Below are 20,478 nucleotides of genomic sequence, written 5' to 3' on the forward strand. Positions count from 1 at the left end.
TTGACGATCACGATTCATCAGTCGAACTTCACCAAGTCCTTGAAGATCAGTTGTCCCCAGCTATTTCCGCGCGCTTGTACAAGCAGTCCACCTTCCGAAAGCCCGCCCAGCTTGATCGGCGAGAAACCGAGAATTTCTGCAAGCGCACCAACCTCCGCTGCGGCGTCGTCATCGTCGCTCGCCAGGAACACGACTCTCCTGCCACCCTGCACGGCCGGGTCTTGGCCAAGGACGGCAGCGCCCAAATGGTTGAAGCCTCTCACCAGTCTTGCACCAGCGAAGGCCTGCGCGACGACCTTGGAAGACGGCTGTCCCCCCAGTTCCTCAGGGGGTACACCGTAGGCGTTGGTCACATCGATGATGGTCTTTCCCTTCCAGTTCGGCAGCGCCTTCGCAACATCCAGGTGCGACTCGAAACGGACTGCCAAAAAGATGATGTCCGCCTTGACCGCGTCCGCCAGTTTTTTGGGAATGATCTGGGGTCCGATGGCGGCCGCGGCCGATGCAAAGCTTTCCGGGTTGCGCGTGGTTGCAACGGATACTTCGATGCCGTTGCGGGCAAAAGCCTTGGCCAGTGCCTGGCCGATATTGCCGAAGCCGATAATTGCGTAGCTCATAAATTCTCCTGAGGTTTACCGAGTTCTACGGCGCTCCGACTAATCGAATGGAGCGCCTGGGTGTAGGGCGTCAGAGTTGCGCAAGACCGCCGTCAGCGGCGACTTCGCTGGCAGTCATGAAGCTGCTGTCCGGCGACGCGAGAAAGGCGGCTACGGCCGCTATCTCCGCCGGATCGGCCATGCGCTGAAGCGGAGTCATTGCGGCGTAGACCTTCTGGCCCTCCTCGCCCAGCGCTTCCTTCGCGAGTTCGGTCGCCGTCGCCCCGGGCGACAGCACGTTTACCCGAATGCCGGTGCCTTTCAGGTCCTCGGCCCAGGTCCGCGCGAGGTTGCGCACTGCCGCCTTGCTCGCGCTGTAGGCGCTCATTCCCGGGGCGCCCGTGGTGCCGGCGCTCGATCCGGTCAGGATGATCGAACCGCCCTCGCCCATCAGCGGCAGCGCTTTCTGGACCGTGAAAATCGTACCCTTCACGTTGGTGTCGAAGGTTTCGTCAATGTGCTCGGCGGTGATCTTGCCGAGCGCAAGCTGGCTTCCCGCCCCGGCATTGGCGAAGACGATGTCGAGGGTTCCGCGCTCGGCTTTCACCGCCGCGTAGAGTCGGTCGAGGTCGGCCAGATCGGAGACCGAGCCCTTCACCGCGCGGGCATTGGGCCCGAGTTCGGCTACAGCAGCGTCGAGCGCTTCCTGCCGGCGGCCAAAGATGAAGACGAAGGCGCCCTCCTCGATGAAGCGTTTTGCGGCGGCGCGGCCGATGCCGGTAGCACCACCGGTGATCACCGCGGTCTTTCCATTCAGTCTGGTCATGTCGTGCATCCTTCCTAATCGTTGTATGGAAGCAGGGAGCTGCTTGCTTGAGACGAAGGATGCGGTTCTGATAACCTAAGGACAAGTATGCGCTTTTAGGTAAGTACCAAAAAATGACGACGACTTCTGAAACCTGCGACCCCGGTTGTGGGCTCAACGCCACGCTCCGCATCATCTCGGGCAAGTGGAAACCGCTGGTCCTGTTTTTCCTGCGCGACGGCCCAAAACGCTATGGCGAACTAAAGCGCTTGGTCCAGGGCGTCAGTGACAAGGTGCTGATCCAGCAATTGAAGGATTTGGAGGCCGATCACGTGCTAGCGCGGACCGACTACAAGGAGGTACCACCGCGCGTGGACTACGCGCTGACGCCGCTCGGTCGCAGCTTGGCTGACGCGATCATCCCGCTGTGCACTTGGGGAACCGAGAACATGGCGGAAATGGCAAGCATCTTCGCCAAGCGCGACGCGTTGCCCTAGCGGGATGCCGAAGAACCGATGCGTCGGACGACCCTGCGCGACCCGCAGTGAATCAAGACGATCTGCACTGAACGCAATACGTTCAGAAGCCACGAGCGTGGAATCAAAGGCAACACTGTCTTCACTCCCAACGTCAACCGCGTTGGGCTGCTGAACAGCGTTCGTCACCACTCTCCTGGAAGCCTTGATCATGAAAACCTTAAGCATTGAGAACTACAGCACCAACAACGCACATAACCATTCAACGCTCGGGATTAAAACCATGGCGTTTGGAATCTACGGTGCTTACTTTGCGCTCGCCGTCATTTACTTCTGGTTCGGTGGCATGAAGTTCACGCACTACGAGGCACAGGGACTGGTTCCGCTGGTGAGCAACAGCCCTTTCCTGGGGTGGGTTTATGACATTTTCAGCGTCGACACCTTCTCCAGTTTGCTCGGCGTTCTGGAGGTCTCGATCGGTGTTCTGATTGCAGGTCGCCTGCTGTCGCCGAAGCTTTCATTGGTCGGTGGCGTGTTGTCGGCCGGATTGTTTTTCACCACCTTGAGCTTTTTGTTTTCGACGCCAGGCGTGATTGAACCCGGCCTCGGCTTTCCAGCCATTACGGTTGCGCCAGGCCAGTTTCTCCTCAAAGACATCGGGTTGCTTGCCGCGTCTGTATTCGTGGCCGGCCACTCTCTGACTGAGTTGGAAAGCCGTTAAACCGATGACTCTCCTCCTGGAATGGCCTGAAGCAATTCGATGCATTCAGGCCATTGCCCCATCATTCTCCCCTGCCAAATCTTTCATCCAGTCCCGAGGGCTGTAGCCCGTTTTGCGACGAAACGCGCGGGCAAGTGCCGAAGGGCTTTCATAACCGACCTCGGCCGCGATGAGCGTAATCGGCCGCCCTTCACGCAGGCGCTTTTGCGCCAGGCTGATGCGCCAACTCAACAGATAATCTAAGGGTGTCTGCCCTATAACGTCCCGAAAATGCACGGCGTAGGCAGCGCGCGACATGTTCGACTCGCTCGCCAGCTCTGCAACCGACCAGGCACGATCCGGTGCGTTGTGCATCTGTACCAGCGAGCGCGCCAGCCGCACATCGGCCAGCCCAGCCATCATTCCGGTCCGCAACTGGTGGTGGTCGAGCAGATGCCGAAACAACAAGATGATCAGTAGTTCGAACAAGCGATCCAGCGCCGCCTCCCTGCCGCAATGTCCGCCTGCCGCCTCACTGAACATCCATTTCAGTGTATCGGCCAGCAGCGGTAGCTCATCCAGGGACAGCACCAGACAATCGGGTAACGAAGCGGACAGCGGGTTATCGACTCCGCCCTCAAACTTCATCGACGCACACAACAGTTGAGCGCCCTCGGGCTTACCGGCGAACAGTTGATGCCGACTTGGGCGTGGCAGAAAAATCAGACTGGGCTGGGTGAGCAGCAAGTCCTTGCGATCCGTCCCCTGCAAAGTAACGCTACCGGCCTGCAGCAGGTGAATATGCCCGCGCTGGTCAGCGCCATCGTATGACGCCATGCCGCAAAGATTGCCGTTGTAAAACAGGCTTGCGCGCACGCCGAACTGCGACAACAACGTAGACAAGCGATCCATAGGCAATCTCCGGCGCTCTCGGGCCTCACTGACAACACCCCGCCCCGACACGGCAAAAACACGAGGCCTTGATCTCCACATCCGCCCGGGCCATGGCCAGATCAAGGCGCGTCTGCGCAGCAGCAGCTTCGGCATCCAGACCCAGTCGTTTCAGGCATTCCACATAACCGTGCAGGCTCCACACATTGTCCAGATGCCAGGACGCACGGCTGAGGGTGTTGTCCAGTCCCAGATCGGCTCGATAGGCCTGCAACGCTTCCTCTACCCTGCCCTGCTCCAAAAGCAACGCACCCAATGCATGCCTGACCGGTTGCATCCAGCCCCATGGCTCGTCGTAAGGCAGGTTGTCGTCCAGTGACAGTGCCTGGCGCAAGTGAGCGAAGGCATCGTCGTAATTGCCTTTGCGGTACTCGATTTCCCCGCGCAGCATGCCTGCGGCAACCGCCAGAATGTCGGTGCATTTATTGTTGAAAAGGTAGCGTGTGTCCGGCACTCGGGTCCAGGCTTCGAGGAATAGTCGCTGTTCGGCTTCTGCGGCGGCGATATACCCGGTGGCCGCATGCGCCACGCCTCTGGCGTAATGCAGCATCGCCGTGGTCACGCAGTACAGCGCCTGGTCGTTCGGCAGCAGCGTGGCGAGGATGTCCTGCCATTTTCCGAAGCGTATCTGCACGTGGACCTTCATCGACACGAAGCCTTCTAGCCAGTCGGCCATGGGCGGTTGCTCCACGCGCAGCAGTTCTTCCCTGATGGTCGACATCAGTTGATCGGCGGCTTCCAGGGCCGGCTGGTATTGCCCGAGGAACATCGCCGAATAGAGTTTGAAGTGGTAGTTGTGGCATCGATACAAGGTGTAGAAGTTGAGCGGCCCTTCCTGTTCCAGGTATTTGCTGTCGGCCAGTATCGCCTGGCTATTGGTGACCATGGCCTCACGGTAATCACCGCAGAGCACGTCGATGTGCGACGGCATATGGCGCAGATGTCCCGCATCCGGCACCAGGTCACGCAGGACGTCGCCGGCGCGCAATGCCCGTTCCGGGTAGGGCGACATTTCCAGGGTGTGGACGTACATGTGCAGCACGCCGGGGTGCGGCGCATCGCCGTGCTGCTCCATCCGCCGTAGCGCCCGTTCGAGCACGGCCACCGTTTCAAGCGTGTCGGCGCCCGGCGCCGGTTTACCGGTTTTCAGGTCCCACAATTGCCAGGGGGTGCGGTCGATCAACGCTTCGGCAAACAGCGCAACGACATCGAGATCTTCAGGAAAGGCTGTGTAGACATCGCGCATGGACGCGGCGTAGGCATCGTTCCAGGCGAAGAGTTGGTCGAGGCTGGTGGCCTGATCGGCCTGGTAGCGTTGCTCCAGCGTGCGGATCAGCGCCTGCTCCACCGGTGTTGCGCCGTCGATATGCGCCAGCGCGGTTTGCGTCGCCCGTCGGGCCTGGGCCACGGCTTCTTTCAATTCCTGTTCGATGAAGGCATCCCAACGCTTGTTGTAGTTGGGCCCCGAAGCGTAGGCGATGCCCCAGTAGGCCATCGCGCAATCGCGATCGTGTTCGATTGCCTTTTGGAAACAGCGTATGGATTCGTCGTGGTTGTAGCCGTAGCACCACACCAAGCCACGATCGAACCAGCGCTGGGCCTGGGACGAACGGGTCGTCACCGGGCGGCTGTAGGTGCCCAAATCGTAATAGTCGTGCATCGATTTATCCTCTCGAGCAGAGCAGGGAACCTCGCAGGACATTCTTGCGAACCTGGAGAGCCTCGACAGTACAAGAGGTCCAGCATACCCCTGCGGCTTTGGCTGAGCGGCAGAGCCGACGACAGGAGGATCATTGCCGGCGTCGATAGTCACCATCAATTCAATGAAGTTCTCATAAAAAATCCGCGGCGTAACATCGGCTCCATACCAAACAACTACACCCCGGAGCACACCATCATGAAACGCCAAACTATCCTCAGCATCGCTTTCTCGGTCTTTGCAGTTAACGCTTTCGCCGCTACTTCTGTTCACCCGGTTGTCGCCGAAGGCGGCTCGGATCGACTGATTGAAAGTCGTGTGGCTGAAGGTGGTTCGGATCGTCTGATCGAAAACCGCGTTGCCGAAGGTGGCTCCGATCGTTTGATCGAGAACCGCGTCGCCGAAGGTGGTTCTGATCGTCTGATCGAAAACCGGGTTGCCGAAGGTGGCTCCGATCGTTTGATCGAGAACCGCGTCGCCGAAGGTGGTTCGGATCGTCTGATCGAAAACCGCGTTGCTGAAGGTGGTTCCGACCGTCTGATCGAAAACCGCGTCGCTGAAGGTGGTTCGGATCGTCTGATCGAAAACCGCGCTGTATAAATGAATGGCTTTACCGAAGCACTCAACGAAAAGCCCGGCCTGACAAGCCGGGCTTTTTCGTGCACAAAATAAATCGATCCCTGCTTAATGCCTCCGCCGCACCTGTGATACATAACACCTGATTGTGAGTCCCTTACCCAATGAGGTTTGCCCATGCTCCACGATCCACGCTTACCGCAACTGCTGAGCTGCGTCGTCCTCGGTTTACTCGCCTGCAGTGCACAGGCCAGCGCACCCTCCCCGGCGCCGGAGAGCTTGCAACCGCTGCTGGTAACGTTGAACGAACGCCTGAACATTGCTGATCTCGTGGCGCTGACCAAGTGGGACAGTGGCAAACCGATTCAGGACAGTGCCCGTGAAGCGCAAGTCATCGCTAACGCCAGGAAGCTGGCCGTTGACCGCAAACTGAACCCGGATGAAGTCGCCGAATTGATCGCCGCACAGATTGAAGCCAACAAGCTGGTGCAGTACGGACTGGTGGCCCAATGGCGAGCGGCTGGCAAGGCGCCTGACACGCCACGGCCAGACCTCGCCAATCAAATCCGGCCGCAGCTCGACGAGCTGCAAAACCGCTTGTTGCAGCAATACGCCGCCTTCGCGCCCTATCGCAATGACCCGCAATGCGCGGACTGGCTAGCCAAAGAACGATCCAGCCTGATCAAGGACGGTCTGCATGGTCAGGCACTGATCCGCGCCACCGGGGAACTGTGTGTCGCTAATCAGTGACAGGGAAAAAGAAGCCCGGCCTGATCAGCCGGGCTTTTCTTTGTGAGCTACTTTTAGTGCATCCGCAGGGTCGCCAGTCGATTTTGGCAACACTGCATATGCAACACCGAAGCGTCTGCAAAACAACAAAAATACAGGAGTTGAAAATGTCCGAACTGAAACTGCATCCCAAAGCCGCAGAATCCCTGAACCAGTGGCACGACATGATCAGCAAGAGAGACTTGAGCGCCTTGCCCGGTTTGTTGGACCCCCAGGCGATATTCCGCTCCCCGATGGCTCACACGCCTTACCCGGGTGCAGCCGTGGTATCGATGATTCTCAACACGGTTGTCGGGGTATTTGAGGACTTTGTCTACCACCGCGAACTGTCGACCGCAGACGGGCTGAACGTCGTCCTGGAGTTCAGCGCCAAAGTCGGCGAAAAAGAGTTAAAAGGCATCGACATGATCCGGTTCAACGAACAAGGAAAAATCGTCGAGTTTGAAGTGATGGTCCGCCCCTTGAGTGGCCTGCAAGCCTTGGGCGAGCAAATGGGACAACGCCTTGGCGCTTACCTGGCGGCCAGCAAAGCCTGAAGACGTTGTTTCGCTTTGGGCGATGCCTCTGCTCCCGGCTTGGTGTTAAATAGAGCGCGAAAAGCAGTGCAACGAGAGCACCGATGAATACCCATTTTGAGATTAGTGATGTCCCTGAGCCCAACCTTCAGCGCGATGGCAACATTCATCGCGACGCCCATCAGCAGACGGTGGTAACAGCATGATCGAGGTCACCGAAGTTTCCATTGCCGAACTGCGTGCTGCGCTCGAATCTGGTCGAACCACTGCGGTTGAGCTGGTCCAGGCCTATCTCGCCAGGATCGATGCCTACGACGGACCCGACACGCCCACCGCCCTCAACGCGGTGGTGGTTCCAAACCCCGAGGCGCTGAACGAGGCGCAGGCGTCCGATGCTCGTCGGGCCAAGGGCGAGACGCTGGGTCCGCTCGATGGCATTCCCTATACGGCCAAGGACAGTTACCTGGTGAAGGGGCTCACTGCCGCCTCCGGCAGTCCCGCCTTCGCGAACCTGATTGCTTATCGCGATGCGTTCACGATCGAACGGCTTCGCGGTGCCGGTGCGATTTGCCTGGGCAAAACCAACATGCCGCCCATGGCGAACGGCGGCATGCAGCGCGGGGTCTATGGCCGTGCTGAGAGCCCGTACAACGCCGACTATCTCACCGCGCCCTTCGCCTCGGGTTCATCGAACGGCGCCGGTACCGCAACTGCCGCCAGCTTCGCGGCATTCGGTCTCGCGGAAGAAACCTGGTCGAGCGGACGCGGTCCTGCATCAAACAATGGTTTGTGCGCCTACACACCTTCGCGCGGGGTGATTTCGGTGCGCGGCAACTGGCCATTGACGCCGACGATGGACGTCGTCGTGCCGTTTGCCAGAACCATGGCCGACCTGCTCGAGGTGCTCGATGTGGTGGTGGCCGATGATCCCGACACCCGTGGCGATCTGTGGCGGATGCAGCCCTGGGTGCCGATTCCGAGTGTCGCCTCGGTGCGCCCCGCTTCCTATGCCGAGTTGGCCGTGAAGTCCGATGCACTGGCAGGAAAGCGCTTCGGCGTGCCCCGTATGTACATCAACGCAGATCCCGAAGCGGGCACCAGCGATGCGCCTGGCATCGGTGGTCCGACGGGGCAGCGAATCATCACCCGTCCTTCCGTGATCGGGCTTTGGGAAGAGGCTCGCAAAGCACTCGAAGCCGCTGGTGCCGAAGTCATCGAAGTCGATTTCCCGCTGGTCACCAATTGCGAGGGTGATCGTCCGGGTGCGCCGACCGTATTTACGCGGGGCCTGGTGTCCAAAGAGTTCCTGCACCATGAGTTATGGGACCTGTCGGCCTGGGCGTTCGATGATTTTCTGCGGGCCAATGGCGATCCCAAGTTGAACCGCTTGGCCGATGTCGACGGACCGCTGATTTTCCCCCACGACCCGGGCACTCTCCCCAATCGCGAGGACGACCTTGCCGCAGGCATGGACGAGTACGTGAAGATGGCCGAGCGCGGCATCACACCGTGGGACCAGATCAGCACGGTCCCTGACGGACTGCGCGGACTTGAACAAACGCGTCGAATCGATCTTGAGCACTGGATGGATCGGCTCGGGCTCGATGCGGTGCTATTCCCGACGGTTGCCGACGTGGGTCCGGCGAATGCCGATGTCGATCCGAAGTCTGCGGATATCGCGTGGAGCAACGGCGTCTGGGTCGCCAACGGCAACCTCGCCATCCGGCACCTGGGCGTTCCCACTGTCACGGTGCCGATGGGCGTCATGCCGGACATCGGCATGCCCGTCGGGCTGACATTTGCCGGTCGTGCCTATGACGATTCGACGCTGCTGCGCCTGGCTTCGGCGTTCGAATCGATGGGGTCAAAACGAATGATCCCGCCTCGCACCCCACCCTTGCCGGCTGGCAAACAATAGAAAGGACGGGATTGGAGCTCTACACGCTCCAATCCCGCCCACTGATTGAACGTAGCCCCGGAATTCAGCGCCAACGTCGACGGAAGAATGCCAACGAGAGTTTTTCGGCGAAACGCGACGGCCATTCCATGGCACGCCTGGCGGGGAACTTGCGGGCGATGTCCACAAAGGGCGTGACGATCAGGCTATAGAGTGTCAGGTAACGGTCCCGATCCTGTTCGCCCGTGCCGAACTGGATAGGCTCGGGCGTCGAGTGCGTGACGTAGAGCGTACCGAACATCCAGTCCCAGAGTGACAGGTTGATACCGAAATTCTTGTTGAAGTGTCGCCGCGCGTCACTGTGATGAATCTGATGCTGCGCCGGGCTGTTCAGCACATGTTCGACCACCGGCCCGAAAGAAAGCCAGACATGGCTGTGACGCAAATTGGCCGCCAAGGCATTGAGGAGCAGGACCATATACGTCACGCCGAACAAGGTGTACCGGCTGATCTCCCCGCCACAGGCGTACCAGAAGACACCGGCAAAAGCGCCGAGGAAGATGGTGTCAGTCAGTTTTTCGACCATTTTTTCCACAAAGTGAATCCGGCTTGCCGTCGCCGGCACCAGGACGGGCGCGGAATGGTGGACTTTGTGGAACGCCCACAGATACCGGGAATGAAAGGCGCGATGGCCCCAGTAATGGATGAAGTCTTGCACCAGGAACACGCCCAGCCCGTAGAGCAAGGACAGTGAGAGGTTCTCCTCCACCTGCACGCGCGCGCCCCAAAGATTGTTGAAAAACGAGATGTAGTCGCCGGAACGCAGGACGTACGGATCGACCAGGCCAACAATGGGCAGCACCAGCGCGACCTTCAGGATGGCCCGCACGAAGTAGTACCGGTAATCCAGCAACGCCGAGGGATGAAAATGAACCCGGTGCCCGCCGATGAACTGCCAGAAAGAACCTGCGTCGGTCAGCCCGCGATATTGTCTGAAGCGGTACAGGCTGTAGGCGATGCTGTAGGAGACGCTGAGAAACACGATGCTGAAGCGGCCGTTCAGATCGAAAATGCCAAAAAACTGATCCGTGACAGGCTCGATCACCCACTTGATCAGGTAGTCATACAGAAACGCGAGTACATCCATGAACGGCTGCCCCCTCCGTCAAAAAGGGGGAATTGTAAATCAGATCAGAACCACCGAGTGTTCCGCGCCTGGCGAATGCCCTCGAAAGTCTCAAAGTCCTACTGCGGCTGAAACGTCTCAAGGTACGCCAACAGGTTGTCGATCTTTTCCGGGTCGCTGAGCCCCCAGAAAATCATGCGAGTGCCGGGCACCACTTCTTTTGGAGCTTCGAGGTACGCCGTCAGCGTTTCGCGGGTCCAGACGATCCCGGCTGATTTCATCGCATCGGAATACTGGTAATCCGTGGTACTGCCCGAAGGGCGTCCAAAAATGCCATTGAGCTGCGGCCCGAATGAACCGCGTGCCGACTCCCCAACCTGATGGCAGCCGCCGCATATCCGCTTAAACAGTGTCGCACCCGCTTCAGCATCGCCGGCGGCCTGTGCTTGTGCGTTGAACACCCCCGCAGTGAGCATCAGGGCGAAGGTGAGTACGGCGGCTTTCTGCAATTTTTGCTCCCAATCATCTGTGGCTTGACGCGAGTGAATCAATTCGCACCCGGTTGAAACTTCTTCCTGTACGCCGCTGGCAGCAAACCCACTCGTTGGCGGAACAGTCTACGGAACGAATTACCGTCTTCGTAGCCCACGGCATAAGTAATGCTGTCGAGTGTCATGCGGGTGGATTCAAGAAGCTGTTTTGCCTTCTCCAGACGCAGGGTTTGCAGGTAGGTAATGGGCGTATAACCGGTGGCCTCCTTGAAACGCCGTTTGAAATTCCTGACGCCGAACCCGAATTGCTGGGCGACGTCATCAATCAGCAGCGGCTGTTCAAAGTTGTCGTCCAGCCAGTGTTGAACCCGCAGGATGTCACCATCCCCATGGTTCTTCGGCAATGACCACATGACATACACCGATTGCTCACTGCGCACAGCGTCGACCAGTAAGTATTTGCTGCACTTTTGCGCCAGTTCCAGTGAAGCGAACCGGCGCACGAGGTGCAGCAAAAGATCCATGGAGGCACTCGCGCCCCCGCACGTGATCACGCGATTGTCCTCGCAGAGGATCTGCGTCTCCTCCAGACAGACCTCGGCATACCGACGACGAAACAGGTCTGCAAAGGCCCAGTGCGTGGTAGCACGAACGCCTTCCAGCAGGCCCGTTTCGGCCAGCATGAACGCCGCCGTGCACATCGACGCCACCACAGCCCCCTGCGCATGCTGTTGACGCAGCCATGGCCCATAAGCTGAAAAGGCCGGCAAGGCGTCCTTCAAGGTGAAGAGGAATCCGGGGATCAGCACCAGATCGGTTCGCGGGATCTCGACGGCGGACCGGTCCACGCGCAACGTCTGCCCTCCCCACGCGGCGACATCACCACCATCAAGCGAGGCGATGACCACTTCAAAAGGCGCGTCAGCAGTATCTGCAAACAGGTTGGCGGCGCTGAGCACTTCCAGGGCCATCGTGGCGCTGGCGGCGGAACATTGATCCGCCAGTAAAAGCGTGACGTGCATAAATGATCCTATTGCGCATTTCGCATGAAAAAAGTCATTTGCGCACCTACCTTACCCGATCCTTCCTCCCTAAAGTGCACGCGTCATTCAATCATCGGCGTACTTATGAATCTCTGGTTCCGGCTTTTCCTCATGCTGTTCCGTCGTCCGTGGCGCAAGCCCGTTGACGCCCTGGCCACCACCATCGTCCACATGCGCGTCTGGCCGCTTGATCTCGACCTCAACCGGCACGTTACCAATGGCCGGTATTTCACCCTGGCCGATATAGGACGCATGGACTACGTGCTGCGCAGCGGAGCATTCCGGGTGGCGCTGCGCAATAAGGCCGTGCCTATCGTTGGAGACACCTGGGGCAAGTTTCGTCGTGAGCTGAAGCTGTTCGAAGCGTTCGAGATTCACACCAGGATGCTTGGCTGGGACGACAAGTGGAGCTTTATGGAGCACCGCTTCGTGAGCAAGGGACGCGTGGTCGGTGTCGTGGTGATGCGGGGGCTGTTCCGCTCTGCCAAAGGCACGGTTGCACCTGGCGAGTACGCCCGGGAACTGGGATTGGCTGAACAGTCGCCGCCGATGCCGGCGTGGCTGACTGACTGGTCGCAAAGCTGCAATGACATGAGCCGTGAGCTTCGAGAGGGAAGAAGGACAGCCTGCCCGGCGCCCGCAGACCGTCGAATAAATTCGGCGCTCCCGCTATCCTGTGCACCCCGAACTCACCGGAGACACCCGTGCCGCCCCTGACCGCCCGCGAGGTTTACCAGCAATTGCGTGACGCTGCGCTGGAAGTCCGGCAGCTGAAGCGCCTCGACGAACAACCCGAGCCCGGCCACGTGCAAGTCGATATCGAAGGCTGGCGCCTGACCCTCGACTTCGACGGCACTCGCCTGCGCCACTGCCAACGTTGCCAGTGCCCCGACGGTCGCGTCGGTGAGCTCGACAGCTGGCAACGTTACGGCACCGACCCGGTGAGTTTGCTCAGCACCTGGGAACTGGCGCAGATAGAACGGCTGTGCAGCGAACAAGCCATCAAAACCGCGGTTTGACCGCCTTCCACTCCGGCTTGTAGCGCTGCATCTGTTTCACGTCATCGCGCTGACGAATGCCGCACGTCAGGTACTGGTCATGCAGCTTGCCCAGTTGATCGTGATCCAGCTCCAGGCCCAATCCGGGCGCGCGGGTGATCTTCACGCAGCCATCGATGATGGGTATTTTGCCGCCCTTGATCACCTCTTCATCCGGTTCCTGCCACGGGTAATGCGTGTCGCAGGCGTAATCCAGATTGGGCACCGCGGCGGCGACATGTGCCATCGCCATCAGGCTGATGCCCAAGTGCGAGTTGGAATGCATCGACACGCCCAAGCCAAAGGTGTCGCACATTTTTGCCAGCGCCAGGGTGTCGCGCAGGCCGCCCCAGTAGTGGTGGTCGGCGAGGACGATCTGCACGCTGTTCAACGCGACGCTGCGGCGGAACTCATCGAAATCGGTGACCACCATGTTGGTCGCCAGCGGCAGACCGGTGCGCTTGTGCAGTTCGGACATACCGTCGAGGCCCGGCGTCGGGTCTTCGTGATATTGCAGGTCATCACCCAACAGTTCGGCCATGCGAATCGACGTTTCCAGCGACCAATTGCCGTTCGGATCGATACGCAACGGGTAACCGGGGAAAGCCTTTTTCAGTGCCTTGATGCATGACACTTCATGCTCCGGTGGCAGCGTGCCGGCCTTGAGCTTGATGCTCTTGAAACCGTTGGCCTCGATCATGCGCCGGGCCTGGGCGACGATCTGTTCTTCGTTCAGCGCTTCGCCCCAACTGTCGGGCTTGTAGGGTGAGTCGACGTGCTGGGCGTACTTGAAGAACAGGTAGGCGCTGAACGGAATCTCGTCGCGAATCGCCCCGCCCAGCAAATCCACCAATGGCACGTTCAACGAGTGCGCCTGCAAATCCAGGAACGCCACTTCGAACGCCGAATACGCATTGCTCACTGCTTTGCTGGCATGGGAGCCCGGCGCCAGTTCGGCACCGGCAATGCTCGCCGGTTTGTTCGCCGCCACCGTGGCCTGCACGATGCGGCGCAGCTGATTGAGGTTGAACGGATCGAGGCCGATCAACTGGTCTTGCAGTTGCTGCTGGATCAACAGCGCCGGGGCGTCGCCGTAGCTTTCACCCAGGCCAATGTAGCCGTTGTCGCTTTCAATCTCGATGATCGAGCGCAGCGCGAAGGGTTCGTGAATCCCGCTGGCGTTGAGCAGCGGCGGATCACGAAAGGCGATTGGGGTGACGGTGACTCGGGTGATTTTCAAGAGGCTGCTCCCTTTGGATCAGGTTTCAATGCGGGGTGACTTAAAGAGGTTGGGGATGTGGCGGTCAGCACCTGGCGGGCATCGCCCTTCGGTGCCGTGCGGGCGAAAAAGATCACCACCGCCGCCACCAGTGACGTGGCCGCCAAACCGTACAAGCCGCCTTCGATGGAGCCGGTTTTTTGCTCCAGGAAACCGAACGCCGTCGGGGCGACGAAACCGCCGAGGTTGCCGATGGAGTTGATCAAGGCGATCACTGCGGCGGCGATGCGAGCGTCCAGATAGCCTTGCGGAATCGGCCAGAACAATGCCGAGGCAGCCTTGAAACCAATGGCGGCAAAACAGATGGCGACGAAGGCGAAGATCGGCCCGCCAGTGGTGGACATGAACATGCCGAACGCGGCGATCACCAGGGTCAAGGCCACCCAGGCTTGCTGGTGTTTCCATTTGCTGGCCATGGCGGCGAAGCCATACATCGCGATGATCGAAATGATCCACGGAATCGAATTGAACAGGCCCACCTGGAAGTCGCCGAGGTTGCCCATTTTCTTGATCATGCTCGGCAGCCAGAACGTGGCGCCGTAGATGGTCAGGGCGATGGAAAAGTAGATGAAGCAGAACAGCGCGATTTGCTTGTCGGCCAGCAGCTTGAACATCGATGGCTTGACTGTCTGTGTGGCTTCACGGGCCTGTTGTTCCAGTGCGATGGCGTCAACCAGTGCGTCCTTTTCTTCAGCGCTCAGCCATTTCGCCTCGCGCGGATGGGATTGCAGCCAGAACCACACAAATCCGCAAAGCACGATCGAGGCAAAGCCTTCGATCAGGAACATCCACTGCCAGCCATGCAGGCTGAAACCGCTGACATTCAACAGCGCGCCAGAGACGGGGCCAGAGATCACCGAGGCAATGGCCGAACCGCTGAGGAAAATCGCCATGGCCTTGCCACGTTCAGTCGACGGTAGCCATTGGGTGAAGTAATAAATGATGCCGGGAAAGAAGCCTGCTTCGGCTGCACCGAGGACAAAACGCAGCACATAGAAGCTGGTTTCGCCGCGCACGAACGCCATGGCCATCGCCGCCGCGCCCCAGGTGAACATGATGCGCGTCAGCCAGGCGCGAGCGCCGTAACGTTGCAGCAGCATGTTGGAGGGGACTTCGAAGATCGCATAACCGATAAAGAACAACCCGGCGCCCAGGCCGTAGGCGGCTGCGCCAATGCCGAGGTCGGTTTCCATGTGGCTGCGCACGAAGCCGATGTTGACCCGGTCGATGTAGTTGACGATGAACATCACCACAAACAGCGGCAGCACATGGCGCTTGACCTTGGCCGCTGCGCGGGCGAGCACGTTCGGGTCCGGCGGACTCTGGAGGGTATTCAAGGGGCAACTCCCGTTCATTGTTTTTTTAGGGACGAGCCGATCATGGACGCGCTCATTGATCCCGTCTAATCTAACTTGGCATTCGATTGATACCTGGATTAGATCAATGTTCGAACTGACTCAACTGCGCTGTTTCACCACGGTGGCGACCGAACTGAATTTCCGCCGGGCCGCCGAACGGTTGAACATGACTCAACCGCCCCTCAGTCGGCAGATTCAACTGCTGGAACACCACCTGGGCGTCGAGCTGTTCACCCGCACCACCCGTAGCGTCGCCCTGACCGCCGCCGGCCGCGCGTTTTTCATCGAAGCGCAAAACCTGCTGGAGCGCGCCCAGCAAGCCGCCGTCACCGCCCGCCGTTTTGCCGAGGGCGACATCGGCTCGGTCAACATCAGTTTCGTCGGCAGCGCGGTGTATGAATTCCTGCCCAAGGTCATCGCCGAAGCGCGGCTCAAACAACCGCATGTAAAAATCGACCTGACGGAGATGAACACCTACCAGCAGCATGAAGCCCTGCGTGCCCGCCGTATCGACTTGGGCATCGTTCGAGCACCGTTGCTGGAGCCGGGATACGCCACCGAATGCCTGGTGCGCGAGCCGTTTGTCTTGGCGGTGCCGAGCCGTCATCGGCTAGCGAGCGCAGAAACCGTCTCGGTCAAAGACCTCGATGCGCAACCGTTTCTAATGTACTCCCACGCCGCCTACCCGCCGTTCAACGAACTGCTGACCGGCATGCTCCGCTCTGCCCGCGTCGCCCCGGAATACGTGCAATGGCTCGGTTCATCCTTGACCATCCTGGCGCTGGTCAACGCCGGAATGGGCCTGGCCCTGGTGCCTCGCTGCGCCACCAGCGTGGTGTTCAAGAACGTGGTGTTTCGCGATATCGATCTGGGTGAAGGTGTGCAGAGCGAGCTGCATTTGATCTGGCGCGAGAACAACGACAACCCGGCGTTTGCGATGTTGCTGGAAGGCATTCGAAGGGCTGTGCGGGAGGGATGGGGCGTTTGAGTTTGTCGTTGCCTGGCGTTTCGTTGGGGTCATCGACCACTTTGCTTCTGACGACGAACCCGGCCGTTGCACAGTGGTCCAAACTTCTGACGGCATCGCGAATGATCAAGGCCTTGGGCCTGGTTCATTCAAAAGCGACGCTTTGCAACTCACACACATCAGGGTGCGCCGGATAACGTTCAGTAGGTTCGGATCCTGTCTGGTGCAGGCGCTGACTGCTGCTCCCATCCCCTGCTCCCTTAGCGGAGTACGAAAATGACTCAGTCAATGCGCTTCTTCCTATCGATCTTCCTCGCGGCAGCCTCATTGGCATCAGCAAGCCTCCTGAACACGGCAGGTGCGGCAACCGCCGAGGATCTGAATGCCGACTCCCACCAAGCGTTGCAAACGCTTTACAAGGCCACTCCATTTGCCAAAACCATTTCGCAGAATGCCAAAGCGGTGCTGGTCTTCCCGAAAATCATCAAGGCCGGCCTTGTGTTTGGTGGCAGCTATGGCGAAGGCGTGCTGATGAAGGGCTCGAAGGTGGATAGTTACTACAACTCCGTAACGGGGTCATGGGGGCTGCAGGCTGGCGCCCAATCGTACGGTTATGCGGTGTTCCTGATGACTGACAAAGCCGTGAACTATGTTCGTGAGACCAAGGGCTGGGAAGTCGGCGTGGGGCCAACCGTTGTCGTGGTTGACGAAGGGGTCGCGAAGAATCTGTCGAGTTCTACACTCAAGGACGATGCCTACGCGTTCATATTCGACCAGCAAGGGTTAATGGCCGGGGTCAGCATCGAGGGAACCAAGATTTCCCTGATCAAGCGCTGAAAGCCTGCCCTTCAGGGGGTTTGATCTTTTGAAGCATGCCGCGTGGGTGTCCTCCCACGTTTCGCAATCCATTCAGGTTGAGAGGTGGAATTCATGAACAACATCATCTACATCGTCGGGGTAGTTGTGATTGTCGTGGTTATCCTGTCGTTTCTCGGGTTTGCATAGCGTCGAAGACTGTCTCGTATTGGCAAGGCTGTGCCCCGTATCGCGAGGTACAGCCTGTCCGTCAGGGCGGGATCGAAATGCTTCAGCCCTACGCGATGCGGGCAGGGATATGCCGCTGATCACGGCGTATGTGCAGCCAACCCAGCGGTAAAAAATCAACTCTGTGTGTAAGGGTCTGCAGCGTCCTGCCGATAACGACAAAGCGTAGCGCTCATTGCCGGCGTTTTATGGACTGCAAAGCATTAGCAGGGACTTTACATGCGTCACCTCAGACACCTTACTTCGCCTCTGAATCAGCAAAAGATCGCTGACGTCACCTTCCATTTTGATCCGTCTGATCAGAACGAACTGGTGACGGTGCTTCAGCGTTTTTTTGCCGCGCCGGATCAACATGCCTTGCTGGATATTCCCGAGGAAACCCGCAGCGTGTTCCTGCTCGAAGGTGAGCGCAAATGGGTGTTGAAACACAATCGCCTGACCCACTGGAAAAAGCAGCTGCAGAATTTCCTGGGCCTCAAGCGTGTGTTCGGGCTGCATGACCTGACCAACGAATTCATCAATCTGTCCGTTGTGTCCGCCAAGTCGGAGTCATCGCCCAGAGTCGCTGCATTCGGCCACGTCGGGCGTTTTCCATTTCTCAAGGAAGAGTATTTGCTGGTCAGTTTTTTCGACAACCATTGCAGCGTCGATGAACGACTGATCGCCCAACCCGAGCAGGCGCAAACGCTGCTGTCGGACATTTTCCAACTGTTTGGGCAGACGCTGGTCGAGGGGTTTGTGCACATGGACCCGCACCCCAAGAACATCCTGATTGGCCCCGATGGCAGGCTGCGCCTGATCGATTTCGAATGCTGCGCGCATTCGGTGCTGGATCACGACTTCAGCCTGGGTTTTCTGCTGGGTTACTTCTATCGCTTCTGGTTCAACAAGTTCATCTCGGTTGAACACTACAACGCGTGCTGTGAACGCTACCTGAAGCATCAGCACCCAGCATTGAACCGTGAGGTTTTCCAACCGGTGTATGAGCGCTTTCGGGACCGTGATGTTTCACGCAGCACGCGTTACCGCATCCTCACCTGCCCCAAGGCCCAAGCTGCATTCCTGCACGAGTTGAGGTAACCGGCAGCGGTTGGCTCAGCCTTGTTTCAAATCGAGGCAGTAGGTGTAGTAACCCGTATCGCGCACATAGCCCAAGGATTCGTACAACCGTTGCGCGCCGACATTGTCAGTGGCCGTTTCCAGCACCAGGCCTTTGGCCCCGGTCAACACTGCGAAGGCTCGCGCGGTGTTCATCAGCAACGTGCCGACCCCTTGCCCTCGGGCGGCAGGTGTTGTGAAGAGGTCGCCGAGCAGCCAGGTGCGGTGCGCGTCGATGGAGGAAAACGTCGGGAACAATTGGACGAAACCCAGCGCCTCGCCGCTGGGGGCCTGGGCGAAGAAGATCGCGGATTCGTCCCTGGCAATGCGCTCGGCGATGAAGGCGCGAGACTGCGGCAGGTTCGATGGCTGGCCGTAGAAGCCTCGATAGGCGTCGAACAGGCTGGCGATTTTATCGAGGTGGGATGCGTTGGCGCGCAGGGCCTGGATGTCCATGTTGATCGTCTCCTTACGGGTTGATTTGATGAGCAGGAAAAGGGAAATGTAGATCAAAAGATCGCAGCCTGCGGTAGCGCCTGCAAGGGACGGCGTACACCTGTAGGAACTGCCGCAGGCTGCGATATTTTTGCGTTCACCCAAACTTCCGGTTTCCTCCTTAAGGTCTTTCAGTTCCGCTCAGGGCCACCGCCGGCATAGATGTCCTGGCCAGCGCGTAATAAAGAATCCCCGGCACCACCAGACCAACGATCCAGGAAATATCGACACCGCCGAGCTCCGCCACCATCGGCCCGGAGTAGAAGTGCGTATCGACAAAGGGCAACTGGATCAATACACCGATGACATACACGCTGATCCCGCGCGTGTTCCAGCGACCATAACGGCCTGCGGGGTCGGACAATGCCGGGATGTCATAGCGCTCTTTGTTGATGAAGTAGTAATCCACCAGATTGATCGCGCTCCACGGTGTGAAGAAGGTCAGCAAAAACAGGATGAAGTACTTGAAGGTGTTGAGAAACGAGTACTGCCCCAACAGCGCGAGCGTGGTCGATGCCGCGACAATCACCAACACAAACACCATCCGCTGCCGGGCGGAAATCTCCAGACGACTGCGGAAGCCGCTGATAATGGTGGCCACGCACATGAAGCTGCCATAAGCGTTGAGCGTGGACACCGTGACCTTGCCGAACACCACGCTCAAGTACAGCAAGGACGCCATCACTCCGGTGCTGCCCAACCCGACGATAGTCGCCACCTCATGACCGCGGAAGTTCGCACCGGCCAACGCCGCGGCAAACACCCCCAGCACCATGGACGCCTGGGCGCCCAGCACCGTTCCAAGCCCGACGGCAGCGAACGTCTTCCACGAGGAGGTTTTGCTCGGCAGGTAGCGTGAGTAGTCCGCCACATAAGGGCCAAAGGCGATCTGCCAGGACGCGGACAACGACACCGCCAGCAGGAAAGTACTCCAGCCGAAGTGACGGTTTTCCAGCAACAGGCCGATATCGTTGAGGGTCATCAACCGGGTAAACAGATAGACGAAGGCGATGATGCCCAGCACGCTGGCCACCCGGCCGACCAGGTGGATGACCCGGTAACCGAAGATCGTCAGAAACGCGATGCAGGAGGCAAAAATCAGGATGCCGGCGCTGTCGCTGACATGGATCAATTGGGCAATCGCCTGCCCCGACAACACCGCACCGGTGGCGCTGAAACCGAGGTACATCAGGCACACCAGCACAATCGGGATGGCCGCCCCATAGACCCCGAACTGCACACGACTGGAGATCATCTGCGGCAAGCCGAGCTTCGGCCCTTGCGCCGCGTGCAGGGCAACCACGGCGCCGCCGAGCACCTGGCCGATCAGCAAGCCGATGAGCGACCAGAACACATCGCCGCCCAGCACCACGGCCAGGGCGCCGGTGACGATCGCGGTGATTTGCAGGTTGGCGCCGAGCCACAGGGTGAACTGGCTGTAGAGGCTGCCATGACGCTCGGCCTCGGGAATGTAATCGATCGAACGTGTTTCGATCAGGGGACTTCGCTGCTGACTATCATTGACCTTGGTCATTA

The 20,478-nt window shown here is 59.1% G+C and carries 22 protein-coding genes; 11 read left to right on the forward strand and 11 right to left on the reverse strand.

All coding sequences use genetic code 11. From position 1 onward, the window contains the following. Nucleotides 1-17: 17 nt before the first annotated feature. Nucleotides 18-617, reverse strand: coding sequence for an NADPH-dependent F420 reductase (locus tag ABH912_RS09380; protein WP_429510484.1), 600 nt, complete (start codon nt 615-617; stop codon nt 18-20). 70 nt (nt 618-687) lie between these two features. Next, the gene (locus ABH912_RS09385) at nt 688-1,422 is read right to left on the reverse strand and encodes an SDR family NAD(P)-dependent oxidoreductase (protein WP_429510485.1); all 735 of its coding nucleotides are present in this window, start codon (nt 1,420-1,422) and stop codon (nt 688-690) included. A gap of 113 nt (nt 1,423-1,535) precedes the next feature. On the opposite strand from ABH912_RS09385, the gene ABH912_RS09390 reads away from it, so the two are divergent. Beyond that, nucleotides 1,536-1,898 carry a winged helix-turn-helix transcriptional regulator gene (locus tag ABH912_RS09390; RefSeq protein WP_033060032.1) on the forward strand — a complete coding sequence of 121 codons (363 nt, stop codon included), beginning with the start codon at nt 1,536-1,538 and terminating at the stop codon, nt 1,896-1,898. Nucleotides 1,899-2,088: 190 nt separating this feature from the next. Beyond that, the gene (locus tag ABH912_RS09395; protein WP_429510486.1) at nt 2,089-2,598 is read left to right on the forward strand and encodes a YkgB family protein; all 510 of its coding nucleotides are present in this window, start codon (nt 2,089-2,091) and stop codon (nt 2,596-2,598) included. 45 nt (nt 2,599-2,643) lie between these two features. Here ABH912_RS09395 and ABH912_RS09400 read toward each other — a convergent pair whose 3' ends face one another. Both ABH912_RS09400 and ABH912_RS09405 read right to left on the reverse strand, forming a co-directional pair. Then, nucleotides 2,644-3,489 carry an AraC family transcriptional regulator gene (locus tag ABH912_RS09400; RefSeq protein ID WP_429510487.1) on the reverse strand — a complete coding sequence of 282 codons (846 nt, stop codon included), beginning with the start codon at nt 3,487-3,489 and terminating at the stop codon, nt 2,644-2,646. Between the two features lie 25 nt (nt 3,490-3,514). Beyond that, a complete protein-coding gene (locus tag ABH912_RS09405; protein ID WP_429510488.1) occupies nt 3,515-5,188 on the reverse strand; it encodes a hypothetical protein in 1,674 nt (557 codons plus the stop codon). Nucleotides 5,189-5,425: 237 nt separating this feature from the next. Here ABH912_RS09405 and ABH912_RS09410 point away from each other — a divergent pair, with 237 nt between their 5' ends. The 4 genes from ABH912_RS09410 (at nt 5,426) to ABH912_RS09425 (ending at nt 9,025) form a co-directional block, all read left to right on the forward strand. Continuing rightward, nucleotides 5,426-5,827, forward strand: coding sequence for a hypothetical protein (locus ABH912_RS09410; RefSeq protein ID WP_033060025.1), 402 nt, complete (start codon nt 5,426-5,428; stop codon nt 5,825-5,827). A 153-nt stretch (nt 5,828-5,980) separates the two neighbouring features. Then, nucleotides 5,981-6,553 carry a chorismate mutase gene (locus ABH912_RS09415; protein WP_429510489.1) on the forward strand — a complete coding sequence of 191 codons (573 nt, stop codon included), beginning with the start codon at nt 5,981-5,983 and terminating at the stop codon, nt 6,551-6,553. Nucleotides 6,554-6,699: 146 nt separating this feature from the next. Then, a complete protein-coding gene (locus tag ABH912_RS09420; RefSeq protein WP_429510490.1) occupies nt 6,700-7,128 on the forward strand; it encodes a nuclear transport factor 2 family protein in 429 nt (142 codons plus the stop codon). 181 nt (nt 7,129-7,309) lie between these two features. Beyond that, entirely contained in the window at nt 7,310-9,025 is a 1,716-nt protein-coding gene (locus tag ABH912_RS09425) for an amidase (protein ID WP_429510491.1), read from the forward strand. Between the two features lie 64 nt (nt 9,026-9,089). Here the strand turns inward: ABH912_RS09425 and ABH912_RS09430 are convergent, their stop codons facing one another. From ABH912_RS09430 to ABH912_RS09440, 3 genes are all read right to left on the reverse strand, one after another. After that, a complete protein-coding gene (locus ABH912_RS09430) occupies nt 9,090-10,151 on the reverse strand; it encodes a sterol desaturase family protein (RefSeq protein ID WP_429510492.1) in 1,062 nt (353 codons plus the stop codon). A gap of 98 nt (nt 10,152-10,249) precedes the next feature. Further along, a complete protein-coding gene (locus ABH912_RS09435; RefSeq protein ID WP_429510493.1) occupies nt 10,250-10,639 on the reverse strand; it encodes a c-type cytochrome in 390 nt (129 codons plus the stop codon). Nucleotides 10,640-10,677: 38 nt separating this feature from the next. Further along, nucleotides 10,678-11,643, reverse strand: coding sequence for a GlxA family transcriptional regulator (locus ABH912_RS09440; RefSeq protein WP_429510494.1), 966 nt, complete (start codon nt 11,641-11,643; stop codon nt 10,678-10,680). A 105-nt stretch (nt 11,644-11,748) separates the two neighbouring features. Between ABH912_RS09440 and ABH912_RS09445 the strand changes: the two genes are divergently transcribed. Together ABH912_RS09445 and ABH912_RS09450 are read left to right on the forward strand one after the other, a co-directional pair. Further along, a complete protein-coding gene (locus tag ABH912_RS09445) occupies nt 11,749-12,381 on the forward strand; it encodes an acyl-CoA thioesterase (RefSeq protein ID WP_429510495.1) in 633 nt (210 codons plus the stop codon). Then, a complete protein-coding gene (locus ABH912_RS09450) occupies nt 12,369-12,683 on the forward strand; it encodes a DUF7693 family protein (RefSeq protein WP_429510496.1) in 315 nt (104 codons plus the stop codon). The genes ABH912_RS09445 and ABH912_RS09450 overlap by 13 nt, the downstream gene beginning before the upstream one ends. On the opposite strand, the gene ABH912_RS09455 is transcribed toward ABH912_RS09450, so the two are convergent. After that, a complete protein-coding gene (locus ABH912_RS09455; protein ID WP_429510497.1) occupies nt 12,667-13,941 on the reverse strand; it encodes a glucarate dehydratase family protein in 1,275 nt (424 codons plus the stop codon). The two genes, ABH912_RS09450 and ABH912_RS09455, sit on opposite strands and share 17 nt — an antisense overlap. Beyond that, nucleotides 13,938-15,317, reverse strand: a complete 1,380-nt coding sequence (locus ABH912_RS09460; protein ID WP_429510498.1) for an MFS transporter — start codon at nt 15,315-15,317, stop codon at nt 13,938-13,940. The genes ABH912_RS09455 and ABH912_RS09460 overlap by 4 nt, the downstream gene beginning before the upstream one ends. A 106-nt stretch (nt 15,318-15,423) precedes the next feature. Between ABH912_RS09460 and ABH912_RS09465 the strand changes: the two genes are divergently transcribed. The 3 genes from ABH912_RS09465 to ABH912_RS09475 all read left to right on the forward strand — a co-directional run bounded on the left by ABH912_RS09465 (nt 15,424) and on the right by ABH912_RS09475 (nt 18,429). Beyond that, the gene (locus ABH912_RS09465; RefSeq protein WP_033060009.1) at nt 15,424-16,326 is read left to right on the forward strand and encodes a LysR substrate-binding domain-containing protein; all 903 of its coding nucleotides are present in this window, start codon (nt 15,424-15,426) and stop codon (nt 16,324-16,326) included. 255 nt (nt 16,327-16,581) lie between these two features. Further along, on the forward strand, nt 16,582-17,142 hold the full coding sequence (locus tag ABH912_RS09470) for a YSC84-related protein (protein WP_429510499.1): 561 nt from the start codon (nt 16,582-16,584) through the stop codon (nt 17,140-17,142). 426 nt (nt 17,143-17,568) lie between these two features. Beyond that, entirely contained in the window at nt 17,569-18,429 is an 861-nt protein-coding gene (locus ABH912_RS09475) for a phosphotransferase (protein ID WP_033060006.1), read from the forward strand. 15 nt (nt 18,430-18,444) lie between these two features. On the opposite strand, the gene ABH912_RS09480 is transcribed toward ABH912_RS09475, so the two are convergent. Both ABH912_RS09480 and ABH912_RS09485 read right to left on the reverse strand, forming a co-directional pair. Continuing rightward, nucleotides 18,445-18,903 carry a GNAT family N-acetyltransferase gene (locus tag ABH912_RS09480; RefSeq protein ID WP_429510500.1) on the reverse strand — a complete coding sequence of 153 codons (459 nt, stop codon included), beginning with the start codon at nt 18,901-18,903 and terminating at the stop codon, nt 18,445-18,447. A 160-nt stretch (nt 18,904-19,063) separates the two neighbouring features. After that, the gene (locus ABH912_RS09485) at nt 19,064-20,476 is read right to left on the reverse strand and encodes a purine-cytosine permease family protein (protein WP_429510501.1); all 1,413 of its coding nucleotides are present in this window, start codon (nt 20,474-20,476) and stop codon (nt 19,064-19,066) included. Nucleotides 20,477-20,478: the final 2 nt, after the last annotated feature.

The organism is Pseudomonas sp. BT76 TE3572 (assembly GCF_050435365.1).
In the GTDB taxonomy this organism is placed as follows: Bacteria; Pseudomonadota; Gammaproteobacteria; order Pseudomonadales; family Pseudomonadaceae; genus Aquipseudomonas; species Aquipseudomonas fluorescens_W.

Bases quoted from the DNA above. Each gene is read 5' to 3' on its own strand.
- ABH912_RS09380 (WP_429510484.1), bottom strand. From the start codon at position 617: ATGAGCTACGCAATTATCGGCTTCGGCAATATCGGCCAGGCACTGGCC.
- ABH912_RS09385 (WP_429510485.1), bottom strand. From the start codon at position 1,422: ATGACCAGACTGAATGGAAAGACCGCGGTGATCACCGGTGGTGCTACC.
- ABH912_RS09390 (WP_033060032.1), top strand. From the start codon at position 1,536: ATGACGACGACTTCTGAAACCTGCGACCCCGGTTGTGGGCTCAACGCC.
- ABH912_RS09395 (WP_429510486.1), top strand. From the start codon at position 2,089: ATGAAAACCTTAAGCATTGAGAACTACAGCACCAACAACGCACATAAC.
- ABH912_RS09400 (WP_429510487.1), bottom strand. From the start codon at position 3,489: ATGGATCGCTTGTCTACGTTGTTGTCGCAGTTCGGCGTGCGCGCAAGC.
- ABH912_RS09405 (WP_429510488.1), bottom strand. From the start codon at position 5,188: ATGCACGACTATTACGATTTGGGCACCTACAGCCGCCCGGTGACGACC.
- ABH912_RS09410 (WP_033060025.1), top strand. From the start codon at position 5,426: ATGAAACGCCAAACTATCCTCAGCATCGCTTTCTCGGTCTTTGCAGTT.
- ABH912_RS09415 (WP_429510489.1), top strand. From the start codon at position 5,981: ATGCTCCACGATCCACGCTTACCGCAACTGCTGAGCTGCGTCGTCCTC.
- ABH912_RS09420 (WP_429510490.1), top strand. From the start codon at position 6,700: ATGTCCGAACTGAAACTGCATCCCAAAGCCGCAGAATCCCTGAACCAG.
- ABH912_RS09425 (WP_429510491.1), top strand. From the start codon at position 7,310: ATGATCGAGGTCACCGAAGTTTCCATTGCCGAACTGCGTGCTGCGCTC.
- ABH912_RS09430 (WP_429510492.1), bottom strand. From the start codon at position 10,151: ATGGATGTACTCGCGTTTCTGTATGACTACCTGATCAAGTGGGTGATC.
- ABH912_RS09440 (WP_429510494.1), bottom strand. From the start codon at position 11,643: ATGCACGTCACGCTTTTACTGGCGGATCAATGTTCCGCCGCCAGCGCC.
- ABH912_RS09445 (WP_429510495.1), top strand. From the start codon at position 11,749: ATGAATCTCTGGTTCCGGCTTTTCCTCATGCTGTTCCGTCGTCCGTGG.
- ABH912_RS09465 (WP_033060009.1), top strand. From the start codon at position 15,424: ATGTTCGAACTGACTCAACTGCGCTGTTTCACCACGGTGGCGACCGAA.
- ABH912_RS09470 (WP_429510499.1), top strand. From the start codon at position 16,582: ATGACTCAGTCAATGCGCTTCTTCCTATCGATCTTCCTCGCGGCAGCC.
- ABH912_RS09475 (WP_033060006.1), top strand. From the start codon at position 17,569: ATGCGTCACCTCAGACACCTTACTTCGCCTCTGAATCAGCAAAAGATC.
- ABH912_RS09480 (WP_429510500.1), bottom strand. From the start codon at position 18,903: ATGGACATCCAGGCCCTGCGCGCCAACGCATCCCACCTCGATAAAATC.
- ABH912_RS09485 (WP_429510501.1), bottom strand. From the start codon at position 20,476: ATGACCAAGGTCAATGATAGTCAGCAGCGAAGTCCCCTGATCGAAACA.